At 72.1% G+C, this 14556-nt stretch carries 10 protein-coding genes; 6 read left to right on the top strand and 4 right to left on the bottom strand.

All coding sequences use genetic code 11. The features are described 5' to 3' along the window. Positions 1 to 18: 18 nt before the first annotated feature. Positions 19 to 732 (top strand): hypothetical protein, encoded by a 714-nt coding sequence (locus OG386_RS26225; RefSeq protein WP_328790159.1) that lies wholly within the window; start codon positions 19 to 21, stop codon positions 730 to 732. Between the two features lie 78 nt (positions 733 to 810). Here the strand turns inward: OG386_RS26225 and mfd are convergent, their stop codons facing one another. Next, positions 811 to 4344 carry a transcription-repair coupling factor gene (gene mfd, locus OG386_RS26220; protein WP_328790158.1) on the bottom strand — a complete coding sequence of 1178 codons (3534 nt, stop codon included), beginning with the start codon at positions 4342 to 4344 and terminating at the stop codon, positions 811 to 813. Between the two features lie 401 nt (positions 4345 to 4745). Here mfd and OG386_RS26215 point away from each other — a divergent pair, with 401 nt between their 5' ends. Then, on the top strand, positions 4746 to 6008 hold the full coding sequence (locus OG386_RS26215) for a DUF2079 domain-containing protein (protein WP_405790727.1): 1263 nt from the start codon (positions 4746 to 4748) through the stop codon (positions 6006 to 6008). An 81-nt stretch (positions 6009 to 6089) separates the two neighbouring features. On the opposite strand, the gene OG386_RS26210 is transcribed toward OG386_RS26215, so the two are convergent. Next, on the bottom strand, positions 6090 to 8675 hold the full coding sequence (locus OG386_RS26210) for an ABC transporter permease (protein ID WP_328790157.1): 2586 nt from the start codon (positions 8673 to 8675) through the stop codon (positions 6090 to 6092). Further along, positions 8672 to 9448 (bottom strand): ABC transporter ATP-binding protein, encoded by a 777-nt coding sequence (locus OG386_RS26205; RefSeq protein WP_405787456.1) that lies wholly within the window; start codon positions 9446 to 9448, stop codon positions 8672 to 8674. The genes OG386_RS26210 and OG386_RS26205 overlap by 4 nt, the downstream gene beginning before the upstream one ends. Positions 9449 to 9990: 542 nt before the next feature. Between OG386_RS26205 and OG386_RS26200 the strand changes: the two genes are divergently transcribed. The 3 genes from OG386_RS26200 to OG386_RS26190 all read left to right on the top strand — a co-directional run bounded on the left by OG386_RS26200 (position 9991) and on the right by OG386_RS26190 (position 12972). After that, on the top strand, positions 9991 to 11457 hold the full coding sequence (locus tag OG386_RS26200) for an MFS transporter (RefSeq protein ID WP_405790728.1): 1467 nt from the start codon (positions 9991 to 9993) through the stop codon (positions 11455 to 11457). 81 nt (positions 11458 to 11538) lie between these two features. After that, positions 11539 to 12408: a hypothetical protein gene (locus OG386_RS26195; protein ID WP_328790154.1), complete on the top strand. Its 870-nt coding sequence runs from the start codon at positions 11539 to 11541 to the stop codon at positions 12406 to 12408. A gap of 3 nt (positions 12409 to 12411) precedes the next feature. Then, positions 12412 to 12972, top strand: coding sequence for a hypothetical protein (locus OG386_RS26190; protein WP_328790153.1), 561 nt, complete (start codon positions 12412 to 12414; stop codon positions 12970 to 12972). 6 nt (positions 12973 to 12978) lie between these two features. Here OG386_RS26190 and OG386_RS26185 read toward each other — a convergent pair whose 3' ends face one another. Further along, on the bottom strand, positions 12979 to 13533 hold the full coding sequence (locus OG386_RS26185; RefSeq protein ID WP_328790152.1) for a CGNR zinc finger domain-containing protein: 555 nt from the start codon (positions 13531 to 13533) through the stop codon (positions 12979 to 12981). A gap of 81 nt (positions 13534 to 13614) precedes the next feature. On the opposite strand from OG386_RS26185, the gene OG386_RS26180 reads away from it, so the two are divergent. Continuing rightward, the gene (locus OG386_RS26180; protein ID WP_328790151.1) at positions 13615 to 14538 is read left to right on the top strand and encodes an alpha/beta fold hydrolase; all 924 of its coding nucleotides are present in this window, start codon (positions 13615 to 13617) and stop codon (positions 14536 to 14538) included. Positions 14539 to 14556 lie beyond the last annotated feature (18 nt).

Below are 14556 nucleotides of genomic sequence, written 5' to 3'. Positions count from 1 at the left end.
CTGCCCTAGAGAGTTCCCATGCGCACCGCACACCGCCTCACCGCCACTGCCGCCCTCGCCTGCGCCGCTGCCCTCGGCCTCACCGGTTGCTTCGCCTCCGGCCCGTTCGCGGACCTGTCCGGCTCCGAGGTGGCGGACAAGTCCGTGGACGCCCTGCGCGGCGCCGCCTCGCTCACCGTCAGCGGCAAGGTCTGGGACGAGGGCAAGCCGATGGAGCTGAACATGGCCGTCAGCAAGACCGGCGACTGCCGGGGCACGATCGCCAGCCAGGAGGGCTCCTTCGAGCTGATCCGCAACACCGAGTTCGTGTTCATCAAGGCGGACGAGCCCTTCTACCGCTCGCAGATGAAGGACCTGCCCAAGGACCAGGCGGACGGGGCGGTCAAGCAGCTGGCGGGCCACTGGCTGAAGTCGAAGGCCTCGGACGCCGATTCCAAGGAGCTCGCCTCCCTGTGCGACCTGGACGAGCTGCTCAAGGAGTTCGACGACAGCAAGGGCGCGGAGAAGGGCGAGGTCACCTCGGTCTCCGGCCAGAAGGCCCTCACCCTGACCACGAAGACCGACGAGGGCACCGAGACCCTGCTGGTCGCCACCGAGGGCACGCCGTACCTGCTCAAGGCGGGCGTCACCGGCAAGGAGCCGGCCGAGGTCTCCTTCTCGGGCTTCGACAAGCCGGTCCAGGTCGAGGCCCCGGCCGACAAGGACGTCATAGACGCGGACCAGCTGGGCTGAGCCGCGCACGCGGGAACAGCCGTGGCCGGGGACCTGTGAGGTCCCCGGCCACGGCCGTTCCCGTCGCTACCGCAGCCGCTACGAGCCGAGGATGGTGGCGAGGAACTCCCCCGTCCAGGCCAGCAGTTCCCGCCCGACCACCGGCTTCCCGCCGATCTTGCCCGCCTTCGGGCGCGGGACCAGCACCTGCGAGGTGGCGGGCTTGAGCACCGTCCCCGGGTAGAGCCGCTTGAGCCGCAGCTCCTGCGACTCGCGCAGCTCCACCGGACCGAAGCGGACGTTGTTGCCCTGGAGGGTGATGTCCCCGACCCCGCAGGCCCGGGCCAGCATCCGCAGCCCGGCCACCAGCAGCAGGTTCTCCACCGGCTCCGGCAGCTTGCCGTAGCGGTCGGTGAGTTCCTCGCGGACCGCCTTGACGTCGGCCTCGGAGGTGGCGGCGGCGATGGACCGGTACGCCTGCAGGCGCAGCCGCTCGCCCGGCGCGTAGTCGTGCGGGACGTGCGCGTCGACCGGCAGCTCGATCTTGACCTCCAGCGGCGGCTCCTCCTCCACCTGCCCCTCGACCGCGGCCCGGTAGTCGGCCACGGCCTCGCCGACCATCCGGATGTAGAGGTCGAAGCCGACGCCCGCGATGTGACCGGACTGCTCGCCGCCGAGCAGGTTGCCCGCGCCGCGGATCTCCAGGTCCTTCATCGCCACGTACATGCCCGCGCCCATCTCGGTGTGCTGGGCGATCGTCGCGAGCCGCTCGTGCGCGGTCTCGGTCAGCGGCTTCTCCGGCGGGTAGAGGAAGTACGCGTACCCGCGCTCGCGGCCGCGCCCGACGCGGCCGCGCAGCTGGTGCAGCTGGCTCAGGCCGAAGTTGTCGCCGCGCTCCACGATCAGGGTGTTGGCGTTGGAGATGTCGATGCCCGACTCGACGATCGTGGTCGAGACGAGCACGTCGAACTTCTTCTCCCAGAAGTCGACGACCACCTGCTCCAGGGCCTGCTCCGACATCTGTCCGTGGGCCGTCGCGATCCGCGCCTCGGGCACGATCTCGCGCAGCTTGGCGGCCGCCCGGTCGATGGACTCGACCCGGTTGTGGATGTAGAAGCACTGGCCCTCGCGCAGCAGCTCGCGGCGGATGGCCGCGCCGATCTGCTTCTCCTCGTACGGGCCGACGAAGGTGAGGACCGGGTGGCGCTCCTCGGGCGGGGTGGTGATCGTCGACATCTCGCGGATGCCGGTCACCGCCATCTCCAGGGTGCGCGGGATCGGGGTCGCGGACATGGTGAGCACGTCCACGTTGGCGCGGAGCTTCTTCAGCTGCTCCTTGTGCTCCACGCCGAAGCGCTGCTCCTCGTCGACGATGACCAGGCCGAGGTCCTTGAACTTCGTCTCCTGCGAGAACAGCCGGTGGGTACCGATGACCACGTCCACCGAGCCCTCCTGGAGACCCTCCAGGGTGGCCTTGGACTCGCCCTCGCTCTGGAAGCGCGAGAGCGCCTTCACCTTGACCGGGAACTGGCTGTAGCGCTCGGAGAAGGTGCCGAAGTGCTGCTGCACGAGCAGGGTCGTCGGGACGAGGACGGCGACCTGCTTGCCGTCCTGGACCGCTTTGAACGCGGCTCTCACAGCGATCTCGGTCTTGCCGTAGCCGACGTCGCCGCAGATCAACCGGTCCATCGGGACCGACTTCTCCATGTCCTCCTTGACCTCGGCGATGGTGGTGAGCTGGTCGGGCGTCTCCGCGTACGGGAAGGCGTCCTCCAGCTCGCGCTGCCAGGGGGTGTCCGGTCCGAAGGTGTGGCCGGGGGCCGCCATGCGCGCGCTGTAGAGCTTGATGAGGTCGGCGGCGATCTCCTTGACCGCCTTCTTCGCGCGCGCCTTGGTCTTGGTCCAGTCGGCGCCGCCGAGCCGGTGCAGCGTCGGGGCCTCGCCGCCCACGTACTTGGTGACCTGCTCCAGCTGGTCGGTGGGGATGTAGAGGCGGTCGCCGGGCTGCCCGCGCTTGGCCGGCGCGTACTCCACCAGCAGGTACTCGCGGGTGGCCCCCTGCACCGTGCGCTGGACCATCTCGACGTAGCGGCCCACGCCGTGCTGCTCGTGGACGATGTAGTCGCCGGCCTCCAGGGTCAGCGGGTCGATGGTCTTGCGGCGCCGGGTCGGCATCCGGCCGAGGTCCTTCGTGGCGGTGCGCTGGCCGGTCAGGTCGGTCTCGGTGAGGACGGCCAGCCGCAGCACCGGGTCGACGAAGCCGTTGTCGATCGAGCCGCAGGCGACGTGCACCAGGCTCGGCTCCAGGGCGCGCAGTTCCGGCTCCAGCCGGGCCGCGATGCCCTCGCCGCCGAGCACCTCGACGGTACGGGCGGCCGGGCCGTGGCCCTCGGTGAGGTAGACGGTGTGCCAGCCGTCGGCGATCCAGCCCTTGGTGTCGGCCAGCGCCCGGGCGGTGTCGCCGCGGTAGGCCTCCGGGGCGTGCATGCCGAGCTTGAGGGTGTCGCTGCCGCCCGCGCTCTCGTCGGCGGCGAAGGGGGACACCGACCACCACATCATGTCCAGCTCGCGGGCCCGGTCGCGGACGTCGGCGATCCCGCGGAGCGAGGCCGCGCCGACGTCGATGGGGGCCTCGCCGCCGCCCGCGGTGGCCGCCCAGGAGGCCATCAGGAACTCCTGGCTCGTCGCCACGAGGTCGGCGGCCCGGGTCCGGACCCGCTCCGGGTCGCAGACCACGGCCATCGACCCGGCGGGCAGCACGTCGATCAGCAGTTCCATCTCGTCGACGAGGACCGGCGCGAGGGACTCCATGCCCTCCACGGCGATCCCCTCGGCGATCTTGTGCAGCAGCTCGCCGAGCTCGGGGTGGGCCTCGGCGAGGGCCGCGGCCCGCTCCCGTACCGCGTCGGTCAGCAGCAGTTCGCGGCAGGGCGGGGCCCACAGCCCGTGCTCGGCGATCTCCAGTGAGCGCTGGTCGGCGACCTTGAAGTACCGGATCTCCTCGACCTCGTCGCCCCAGAACTCGATGCGCAGCGGGTGTTCCTCGGTGGGCGGGAACACGTCGAGGATGCCGCCGCGCACGGCGAACTCCCCGCGCTTCTCGACGAGCTCGACCCGTGCGTACGCGGCGGCGGCCAGCGCCTCGGTGACCTCGCCGAGGTCGGCGCCGCCGCCGTGGCGCAGGCTGACCGGGACCAGCTCCCCGAGCCCCTTGACCTGCGGCTGGAGCACGGACCGGATGGGTGCGACGAGCACGCTCACGGGACCTGCGGCCGGGTCGTCCTTGCTCGGGTGCACCAGGCGGCGCAGGACCGCGAGCCGGCGGCCCATGGTGTCGCTGCGCGGGCTGAGCCGCTCGTGCGGGAGCGTCTCCCAGGAGGGGTAGTCCACCACCTCGTCGGGGGGCAGCAGGGAACGCAGCGCGGCGGCCAGGTCCTCGGCCTCGCGCCCGGTGGCGGTGACCGCCAGCACGGTCCGCCCCGTCTGCCGGGCCAGCGCGGCGATCGCGAAGGGCCGCGCGGCGGCGGGGCCGACCAGGTCCACGTGCATGCGCTTGCCGTCCCCGGCCGCGGTGACCGCCTCGGCGAGGGCGGCATCACGGGTGACGGCGTCGAGCAGTCCGTGCAGGCTCATGAAGAGGCTTTCCGTCCGGTGAAGGTCTGGAGTCTGAAGGTGTGCGGTGCGGGTGCGGGGGCAACGCGAAGGGCCCGACACGTCGCACGGGCCGGGGGTTCCCACCCTACGACGACGCCCCTCGCACCGCTTTACGATGTTCCTGTTCTGCCTGTCCGAGCTCGCCGTGTCGCCTTCCGCCGGGGAGACCACTACCTGCGGAGGAGCACGAGTCCGTGACGAGCGATGCGATAGCCCGCCCGGCGCCGGTGGTGCCGGCACCCGCGAAGCCGGACCGGTACGCGTGGGCACGGCCCTGGCTGGTGGCCAAGCCGGACCGGTACGCGTGGGCACCGCCCTGGCTGGTGGCCGCCGGACTGTTCGTCGTCTACCTCATCCTGTCCGTCGGCCGGTTCCGGCGGATGGACTGGGCCTCCTGGGACCTGGGGATCTTCGAGCAGGCGATCCGCGCGTACGCGCACCTCCAAGAGCCCGTCGCGGACCTGAAGGGGCCGGGGGCCAACATCCTCGGGGACCACTTCAGTCCGATCATCGCGCTCGTCGCTCCCGTCTACCGGGTCTTCCCCGGGCCCCTGACCCTGCTGGTCGTGCAGTCGGCGCTGTTCGCGCTGTCCGCCGTGCCCGTCACCAGGGCGGCCGTACGGTTCCTCGGCCGGGCCCGCGGGGTCGCGGTCGGGGTCGCGTACGGGCTGTCCTGGGGCATCCAGCGGGCCGTGGAGTTCGACTTCCACGAGATCGCCTTCGCCGTGCCCCTGCTGGCCTTCGCCCTGGAGGCGGTGCTCGCCCGGCGCTGGCGGGCCGCCCTGCTGTGGGGGCTGCCGCTGGTCCTCGTCAAGGAGGACCTCGGCTTCACGCTCGCCGCGCTGGCCGTGGTGGTGGCCTGGCGGGCCCGCGACACCAACCGGCGGATCGCCGTGACCGCGCTCGGCGTCGCCGCCGCGGCCTGCGTCTTCGCCGTCCTGGTGTTCACCGTCTTCATACCGGCCTTCGCCACGGCGGGATACGGCTACTGGGACAAGATCGACGGTGCGGGTCCGCTCGGCGGCATCGGCACCAAGCTCACCACCTTGGCCTGGGTGCTGGTCCCCACCTCCGGGCTGCTCGCACTGCGCTCTCCGCTGCTCCTGGTGGCCGCGCCCACCCTCGGCTGGCGGTTCCTGTCCGGGGACGACCACTACTGGTCCACCGACTGGCACTACAGCGCCGTCCTCATGCCCGTCGTGGCCCTCGCCCTGGTCGACGCCGTCGACACCGTCCGGCGGAGCGAGCGGCCCCGGCTGCGCTCGTACGCCCTGCAGCTGCCGACCGCCGTCCTGGCCGCCGCCCTCGCCCTGAGCGCGACCGCCATGCCGACGGCCAAGCTCGTCGAAGCCCGTACGTACGAGAAGCCCGAGCGGGTCACGGCGATCGAGCGGCTCCTGGACCGGATCCCCGACGGGGCGACCGTGGAGGCCGACACCACCCCGCTGACCCGGCTGACCTCGCGGTGCCGCGTGCTGTGGATCGGCGGCAGCAAGGGCGTGGTCCCCGACTGGATCACCATCGACAACTCCTCCAAGTGGGCCGGCGAGGACCCGACCGGCTACGCCCGCCAGCTCCACCCCGGCGAGCGGTTCACCCTGGTGGGTGAGGCGGGCGGCATCGTCCTGATGCAGCGGGTGTGACCGGGGGGCGATCCCGGAAACGACGCCGGTCCGGGACCCCGAGGTCCCGGACCGGCATTCCCCCGAACGAACGCGGGCCGGTTACTCGCTCGCGATCGCGTTCAGTACGTTCATCCGCCCTGCCCGGAAGGCCGGGACCAGTGCGGCGAACAAGCCTACGAAGGCCGAGGCGGTGAACACCCCGATGATCGTCGGCCACGGGATCTCCAGGACGTTCAGGTTCTGGAGCTCCAGCAGCTGCTGCGCGGTCACGCCCCAGCCCATGCCCAGCCCGAGGCCCAGCAGGGCGCCGAAGAGGGCGATGACCACCGATTCCAGGCGGATCATGCGGCGCAGCTGGCGGCGGGAGAGGCCGATGGCGCGCATCAGGCCGATCTCCCGGGTCCGCTCGACCACCGAGAGGGCCAGGGTGTTCACGACGCCCAGGACCGCCACGATGATCGCGAGGGCGAGCAGCCCGTAGACCATGTTCAGCAGGGAGCCGACCTGGTCCTTGAGGGCCTGCTTGTAGTCGGCCCGGTTTTGCACCTGGTACTGCGGGTAGTCGGCCAGCGCCTTCTTGACGGCGGTGTACGCGGCCGCGTCGGACTGTCCGTCCTTCGCCGAGGCCAGCAGCATGATCGGCCGGGGCATCTTGTCGGCCGGCAGGAACTTCGCGGCGGTCGCGGTGCTGACGTAGATCGATCCCCTGTCGATGTTGCCCTCGTCGAGGGTGATCGCGGCGACCTTCAGCGTGGCGGTCCGGCCGCCGGTGAAGTCGACCTTCAGCTCGTCGCCGACCTTGACGTGGTGCTTGTCCGCGTAGATCGAGCCGACGGAGAGCGCGCCCTCGCCGAACGCCGCCGCCTGCTCCCCGGTGACCATCTTGCGCCGCAGGTCCTGGGCGTACGTCGAGTCGGTGACGGCCAGGTCGCTCTTCTCGGAGCTCCCGTCGGGGGCGGTGACCGTGGCCGGCACCTGCCGGTACGGGGTGACGTGGTCCAGGCCGTTGGCGGCGCGCAGCGCCTCCTCGACCTGCGGTACGACCGGCTGCTGGGCCTCGGTCTGGACGATGTAGTCCGCGCCCACCGTCTTGTCGAGCTCCTCGGTGGCGGAGGCCACCATGGACGAGCCGACCACCGACAGGCAGGCGACCAGCGCCAGGCCGATCATCAGCGCGGCGGCGGTGGCACCGGTACGGCGCGGGTTGCGCAGCGCGTTGCGCTCGGCGAGCCGGCCGACGGGCCCGAAGGGCCGCAGCACCGCGCCGGACAGGGCCCGTACGACGACGCCGGCGAGCAGCGGGCCGATGACGATGAAGCCGATGAGGGTGAGGACCACGCCCGTGCCCAGCCACATCGATCCGGGTACGGCCTCCTCGGCCGACGCCGAGAGGAACAGGGCGGCTCCGCCGATCCCGGTGAGGACCAGGCCCAGGGCGGCGCGGACCCGGCCGGCCTGCTTGTCGCCGGGGGTGCCCGACTCGCGCAGGGCCGCCATCGGGGAGACCTTGCCGGCCCGGCGGGCCGGGACGAAGGCGGAGACGATGGTGACGACGACGCCGAGGAAGATGCCGAGGGCCGGTGTGGTCCAGGCGACGGTCAGGTCGTCGGTCGACAGGTGCATGCCCAGCTGGCCCATGATCTTCATCAGGCCGACGGCCAGGCCCACGCCCGCGCCGACGCCCAGCAGCGAGCCGACGACACCAAGCAGGAAGGCCTCGAAGACCACCGATTTGAGGATCTGGCCGCTGTCGGCGCCGATGGCGCGCATCAGGCCGATCTCGCGGGTGCGCTGGGCGACCAGCATCGAGAACGTGTTGAAGATGAGGAAGATGCCGACGAGGAAGGCGATGCCCGCGAAGCCGAGCATCACGTACTTCATGATGTCGAGGAAGGAGCCGACGTCCTTGCGGTTGGAGTCCGCGGCTTCCTTGGCGGTCTGGATCTTGTACGTGTCCGCGCCGACGGCGGTGGCGACGTCCCGCTTCAGCTGCTCGTCGCTCACCCCCTCCTTGGCGACCACGTTGACGTGCGTGAAGGCGTCCGTGGAACCGAGCAGACCGCGCTGCGCGGTGGCGGTGTCGAAGTAGACGACCGCCGCGCCCGGGTTGGTCACGGTGAAGGAGGCGATGCCGGAGATCTTGGCGCGCAGGTCGCCGGTGACGGCGATGGTGCGCAGCTCGTCACCCAGCTTCAGGTGGTGCTTCTTCGCGGTGTCGGCGTCGACCATGACCTCGGTGGGGCCGCGCGGGGCCTGACCCGAGGTGATCTTCATGGACTTGAGCTCGTTGTCGCTCCAGTTGCCCGCGATGGTCGGGGCTCCGGTGGTCGAGCCCATGTTCTCGTTCTTGGAGTTGACGACCGTGACGGCCATCGAGACGACGCCGCCCTCGGCGGACTTGACCCCGTTCGCCTTCCTGACCTGCTCGACCGCAGAGGCGGGCAGCGAGTCGGGCTTGCCGGTGGCCGAGGTCTCCTCGCCGTCCTCGGCCGCCTTCGGGCTGACCGTGACGTTGGAGCCGGTGACCGCGAACAGCTTGTCGAAGGTGGTGTTCATCGTGTCGGTGAACACCAGGGTGCCGCAGACGAAGGCGACGGAGAGCATGACCGCGACGGCGGAGAGCGCCATCCGTCCCTTGTGGGCGACGAAGTTGCGCCGCGAGGTCTTCAGGACGGTGTTGCTCATGAAGTCCGCCCGCGCGCGTCGAAGTCCTTCATCCGGTCCAGGACCTGGTCGGCGGTGGGACCGTACATCTCGTCCACGATCTGGCCGTCGGCCAGGAAGATGACGCGGTCCGCGTAGGAGGCGGCCACCGGGTCGTGCGTGACCATGACGATGGTCTGGCCGAGCTCGTCCACCGAGCGGCGCAGGAACCCGAGGACCTCGGCGCCGGCCCGGGAGTCCAGGTTTCCGGTCGGCTCGTCGCCGAAGATGATCTGCGGGCGGGCGGCGAGGGCGCGGGCGACCGCCACGCGCTGCTGCTGGCCGCCGGAGAGTTCGGTCGGGCGGTGCTTGAGTCGGCCGGCGAGGCCCACCGTCTCCACGACCCGGTTCAGCCACTCCGCGTCGGGCTTGCGGCCCGCGATGTCCATGGGGAGCGTGATGTTCTCCAGGGCGTTGAGCGTGGGCAGCAGGTTGAAGGCCTGGAAGATGAAGCCGATCCGGTCGCGGCGCAGCTGCGTGAGCTTCTTGTCCTTCAGCCCGGTGATCTCGGTGTCGTCCAGGTGGATGTGGCCGCTGGTCACCGTGTCGAGACCGGCGAGGCAGTGCATCAGCGTGGACTTGCCGGAGCCGGACGGACCCATGATGGCGGTGAACTGGCCGCTCATGATGTCCACGTCGACGTCGTCGAGGGCGACGACGCGCGTCTCGCCGGAGCCGTAGGCCTTGACGACCTTTCGTGCCCGGGCCGCGACGGCTGCATGCCCTCCAGTACCCCCGTGCCTGGTTTCGGTCATAGCCGTTGTCACGGTCTTTCTCCCTCTTCGGATGCATGCGAACGCGTGCGTCTGCATGCGTCAGCTTCGGTGTGCGGCTGCTACGGCTGTGTGCTCGTCGCCGTCATGAAGTCTCCGCCGGGCGAGGACGCGGCGCGCTGGTGCCCATCGCCGTATCCGCCCGGGGGTTAACCCCACCCCCCGGCCTGTGGTGCGTAGGTTCCAGTTAAGGAGACGTCGGTGCAGCTCACGTCCTCCGCCGGGAGGAACGACCCCTGGCCCGTTGCACGGAGGGACCCCTAGGGGATCTGCGCCCTTCGGCGTACTGACCCTGAGGGATACCGCCCCGCACCCGGCGGTGAGATGGTGTTCCCCGCGGTTACGTGCAGGGGGAAGGAATCTCGGTGGCATCGGCGGAGAGCACGGGTGCGAGTCCGGACGGCACGCCCTCGGGGCCCGCGGCCGACACTCCCGGGGCCGGGATTTCGGCCAAGGGCGCGACCGGCGGTCCGCCCGCGGCCGGACCGGCCGCGCGCCCGCCGACCCCGGTGGTCGCCTCGCTGATGCTCGGCATGGCCCTCGTCGCCCTGGACAGCACCATCGTGGCCACCGCCGTCCCGCAGATCGTGGGCGAACTCGGCGGGTTCTCCGTCTTCTCCTGGCTCTTCTCCGGCTACCTGCTCGCGGTGACGGTCACCCTGCCCGTCTACGGGAAGCTGTCCGACACCTTCGGCCGCAAGCCCGTCCTGCTCTTCGGCATCGGCCTCTTCCTCGTCGGTTCGCTGTTGTGCGCGGCCGCCTGGAACATGGCCGCCCTCATCGCCTTCCGCATCGTCCAGGGCCTGGGCGGCGGCGCCCTCCAGGGCACGATCCAGACCCTGGCCGCCGACCTCTACCCGCTCAGGGACCGGCCGCGGATCCAGGCCCGGATGTCCAGCGTCTGGGCCACCTCGGCCGTGGCCGGCCCGGCGCTCGGCGGGCTCCTCGCCTCGTACGCGCACTGGCGCTGGATCTTCCTGATCAACCTGCCGTTGGCCGGACTCGCCCTGTGGATGGTCTCCCGTCACCTGACCGAGCCCGTACGGTCGCCCGGGCGCCGGGGGCCGGTCGACTGGGCGGGCGCGCTCGCGGTCTTCGCCTGCGGCGGGCTGCTGCTCTTCACCCTCGTCCAGGGCGGGGTCGCCTGGCCCTGGCTGTCCGCGCCCTCGCTCGGGCTGCTGGGCGCGAGCGCGCTGCTGGCCGTCGTCGTGGTCCGGGTGGAACGCCGGGCTGCGGAGCCGATCCTGCCCGGCTGGGTGTGGCGCCGGCGCACCATCGCCGCCGTCAACCTGGCCATGGGGGCGCTCGGCCTGCTGATGGTCGCCCCCATGGTGTTCATGCCGACCTACGCGCAGTCCGTGCTGGGCCTCGGCCCCGTCGGCGCCGGCCTGGTCATGTCGGTGATGACCCTGAGCTGGCCCGTCACCGCCGCCTGCAGCCAGCACGTCTACCGGCGCATCGGCTTCCGCAACACCGCGGCCGTCGGGATCGCGCTCGCCGCGGTGATCCTGTTCTCCTTCACGCTGCTGCCCCACCCCGCCCGGCCCTGGCAGCCCGCACTGATCATGCTGCTGCTGGGCGGCGCCCTCGGCCTCTTCCAACTGCCGTTGATCGTCGGGGTCCAGTCCACCGTGGGCTGGGCCGAGCGCGGGACGACGACGGCCTCGGTGCTGTTCTGCCGCCAGGTCGGTCAGAGCGTGGGCGCCGCCCTGCTCGCCGCCGTCGCCAACGCCACCATCGCCGCACGCCTGGCGGGCGCCCCCGTACCCGGCCTCCCGGAGCACCTGGACGACGTGGCGAAGGCGCTGGACCGGCCGGAGCTGTTGCCCGCTGCCGCCGCCGGCTACCTGCGCGAGGCCGTGGCCGCCGCCGTGGAGCACATCTTCCTCGGCGCGACGGCGGCCGCCGTGGCCGCGCTGCTGGTCCTGCTGCTCGTGGCGCCGCGCCGGTTCCCCGTCCTGCCGGAACTGCGCGAGGAGCAGGAAGAGTAGCCCGTCCACGGAAAGTCGCCTTGTCATGGTCGGGACATTGAGTGACCCTCGTGCCAGGACCGTTTCCGGGGGGACGACGACATGGCATCCGCACTCTGCGCACTCGCGTTACTGGCCGCGCTGGCCGGCCCGATCTGCTTGCGGCTCGGCCGCAGTCCGGGCTTCGTCACCGGCCGCGACGGCCGCCTCTCCACCTCGACGGCGCTCGCCCTCGCCTGGACGGTGATCCTCGTCTGGCTGCTGCTGGCGATCCTCGGCTACGGGCTCACCGCGGGCGGCGGCACCGCGTACTTCCGGGGTCCCGACGGCCCGCTGTCCACCCTGACGACGGTGTACCTGCCGCTGCTCGGCGGCCCGTACGTGGCGCTGATCGCCGCGAAGGCGGTGGTCGGCCTGCGCGTGGAACACGGCAGCATGGCCAAGCCCGCCGCGCGGCCGACGGCGTCGGGCCGGCGGCCGCTGCGGGAGCTGATCGCGAACGACAGCGGGCGCACCGACCTCGTGGACCTCCAGTACGTCGTGCTCAGCGCGGTCACGATGCTGTACGTGGTGCTGTTCTTCCTCGCGGACGTGGGCGGCGGACTCCCGCGCCTGCCCGCCGAGATGTGGGCCCTGACGGGCGCCCCGGCGGGCGCGTACCTGGTCAACAAGATGGCCGTCCGCGCCAACCCGGTGATCACGCACGTCGCACTGGAGGACGGCCGCCTGACGGTCGAGGGCGGCGGCTTCGCCCCGGACCCCGCGGGCCCGCCGGCCCTCCTCACCGTCGACGACACCCCTCTGCCGGCCCAGGTCGACCCCCTGACGGGCGCCCTGACCGCCACCCTCCCGGCCCCGGGGACACCTCCGTTCACGGTGGTCGTCACGGCGCGCGGCCTGCGCAGCGATCCGTACCGCTACGAGCCGCTGGCGAAGCCCGCCGTCCCCGCCCAGCAGCAGCCCGCGGGCTGACCCGTGCCGTCCCTCCTTCAGCCGTCGTGGCGCGCACCCTGGCGGACATGGCTCCAGCCCGCCCACAGCCGCGACCGGCACGCCGAGATCCCCACGGCCCACGGCACCTACACGCTGTTCCGGGAACCGGGCCCGCGACTGACCGCCGACGCCAAGGCCGATGCGTGGGAGCGCTGGCAGTTCCTCCTCGGCGGGGAAACCGTCCTGGAGATCGACGACGCCGCGCTGCCCGGGTACGGCATCCGCAGGCGGCTGCGCCACGGCGTCCACGGCGGCCTCGACGGCGTCCCGTTCACGGCGCGGACCGCGGGCAGGTCGCTGCTGCCCGGCCGCCGGGGCATCCGCTTCACCCTGGACGACGGACGGATCCTGTCGTTCACGGCGCGCCCCCTCCACCTGCGCCTCGTACGGGAGACCGGCGGCGAGGACGAGGTGCTCGCGCGGTCCCGCGCCAGCGGCTGGGAGACGCACCGGCTGGACCGGGGCGAGCTGGCCCTCCTGTGCTTCGTCACCCTCTCGGGCGCGGACCAGCTCCTCAGGTCTCCGCTCCAGCAGATCCTCTAGGACGGCCTAGTCGCCCTTGTGGCGGGCGTAATAGCGGGCCACCCGGGCCCGGTTGCCGCAGACCGACGCCACGCACCAGCGGCGGCGGGGGTGCGCCGGCAGGAAGAGCAGCACGCAGTCGTGGGCCTCGCACGCGCGCACCTGCGCCACCCGGGGGTCCGTCAGCAGCTCCGCGACCGCCTCGGCCAGCTCCGCCGCGAGCCGCCGGGCCGGATCCGCCGGCCGGTGCGCCGCGGCGGTGATCCCGCCCGCCCCGGTCCAGGCCAGCACGCGGTGCGAGGGCGCCGCGGCCAGGGCCTCGTTCAGCGCGGCGAGCGCCCCGGCCGGGGGCCGCACACCGCGCCGCGCGGCGTCGAGCGCCGGGCGCGCGGCCTCCCGTACGGCCCGCACGGCCGCCACCTCGCCCGCGCCCACGACGTCGACGGGGGTCAGTCGTCCGGCCTGCGCGGCCAGCCACGCCGTCAGCCCCGCCGGGTCGGCGACGAGGTCGCTCACCGCGGCCTCGGTGTTGAGGAGGTCCAGCGCGAGGGGCTCACCTGTGAGCGGGAAGGTCACTGTCACCCGACTAATGCTACTGCAACACCTTGACCCGTTAGCGATCACCGGCAAGACTAATGGAAACAAGGACGCAGGAGGCATGTGATGACCGCTCGTCGCACCGTTCCCACCATCCGGCACCGCACCGTCGACGTGGCCGGGGTCCGCGTCGCCTACCGCGAGAGCGGCCCCGCCGACGGCCCCATACTGCTGCTCCTGCACGGCTTCCCCACCGCCTCGCACCAGTTCGCCCGCCTGATGGACGCCCTCGGCGACACCCCGTACCGCCTGATCGCCCCCGACTACCCGGGCTCCGGCCGCACCGAGGCGCCGGCCGGATTCACGTACACCTTCGACCGGCTCGCCGACATCGTGGAGGGCTTCACCGACGCCCTCGGACTGGACCGCTTCGCCCTGTACGTCTTCGACTTCGGCGCCCCGGTCGGACTGCGGCTCGCCGCGCGCCGACCGGAGCGGGTGACCGGCCTGATCGTCCAGAACGGCAACGCCTACGAGGAAGGCCTCTCGGACGCGGCCCGCGAGTTCGCCGGACTCCGGCGCGAGGTCCCCGGCAACGAGGAGCGCGTCCGGGGGCTGTTCACCCCGGAGGGCACCCGCTTCCAGTACGAGACCGGCGTCGCCGACACCAGCCTCCTCTCCCCCGACGGCTGGACCCTCGACGTGCACCACCTCGGCCTGCCGGGCCGCGCCGACGCCCAGGCCGACCTCGCCTTCGACTACGCCTCGAACTTCGCCCACTACCCCGCCTGGCAGGCCTGGCTGCGCGCCGCCCGGATCCCGGTGCTGGTCGTGTGGGGCGCGGGCGACCCCTTCTTCACCCCGGCGGGCGCGAAGGCCTACCTCCGCGACGCCCCGCACGCCGAGGTGCACGTCTTCGAGGGCGCGGGCCACTTCGCCCTGGAGACCCATCTGCCGCAGATCGCCCCGCTCATCGAGGAGTTCCTCGCCGAACTCCCCCAGGGGGGTGTACCGATGGCCCGCATCGCGTACTCTTCCCCTCGCCAGTAAAACAGTGTCTGGGGGAAA

The organism is Streptomyces sp. NBC_00273 (assembly GCF_036178145.1).
GTDB lineage: Bacteria > Actinomycetota > Actinomycetes > Streptomycetales > Streptomycetaceae > Streptomyces.
Note: the sequence above shows the minus strand (reverse complement) of the source record. Positions and strands in the feature narration are given on the sequence as shown.

Coding starts and splice junctions, on each gene's coding strand:
- OG386_RS26225 (WP_328790159.1), top strand. CDS start 19: ATGCGCACCGCACACCGCCTCACCGCCACTGCCGCCCTCGCCTGCGCC.
- mfd (WP_328790158.1), bottom strand. CDS start 4,344: ATGAGCCTGCACGGACTGCTCGACGCCGTCACCCGTGATGCCGCCCTC.
- OG386_RS26215 (WP_405790727.1), top strand. CDS start 4,746: ATGGACTGGGCCTCCTGGGACCTGGGGATCTTCGAGCAGGCGATCCGC.
- OG386_RS26210 (WP_328790157.1), bottom strand. CDS start 8,675: ATGAGCAACACCGTCCTGAAGACCTCGCGGCGCAACTTCGTCGCCCAC.
- OG386_RS26205 (WP_405787456.1), bottom strand. CDS start 9,448: ATGACCGAAACCAGGCACGGGGGTACTGGAGGGCATGCAGCCGTCGCG.
- OG386_RS26200 (WP_405790728.1), top strand. CDS start 9,991: ATGCTCGGCATGGCCCTCGTCGCCCTGGACAGCACCATCGTGGCCACC.
- OG386_RS26195 (WP_328790154.1), top strand. CDS start 11,539: ATGGCATCCGCACTCTGCGCACTCGCGTTACTGGCCGCGCTGGCCGGC.
- OG386_RS26180 (WP_328790151.1), top strand. CDS start 13,615: ATGACCGCTCGTCGCACCGTTCCCACCATCCGGCACCGCACCGTCGAC.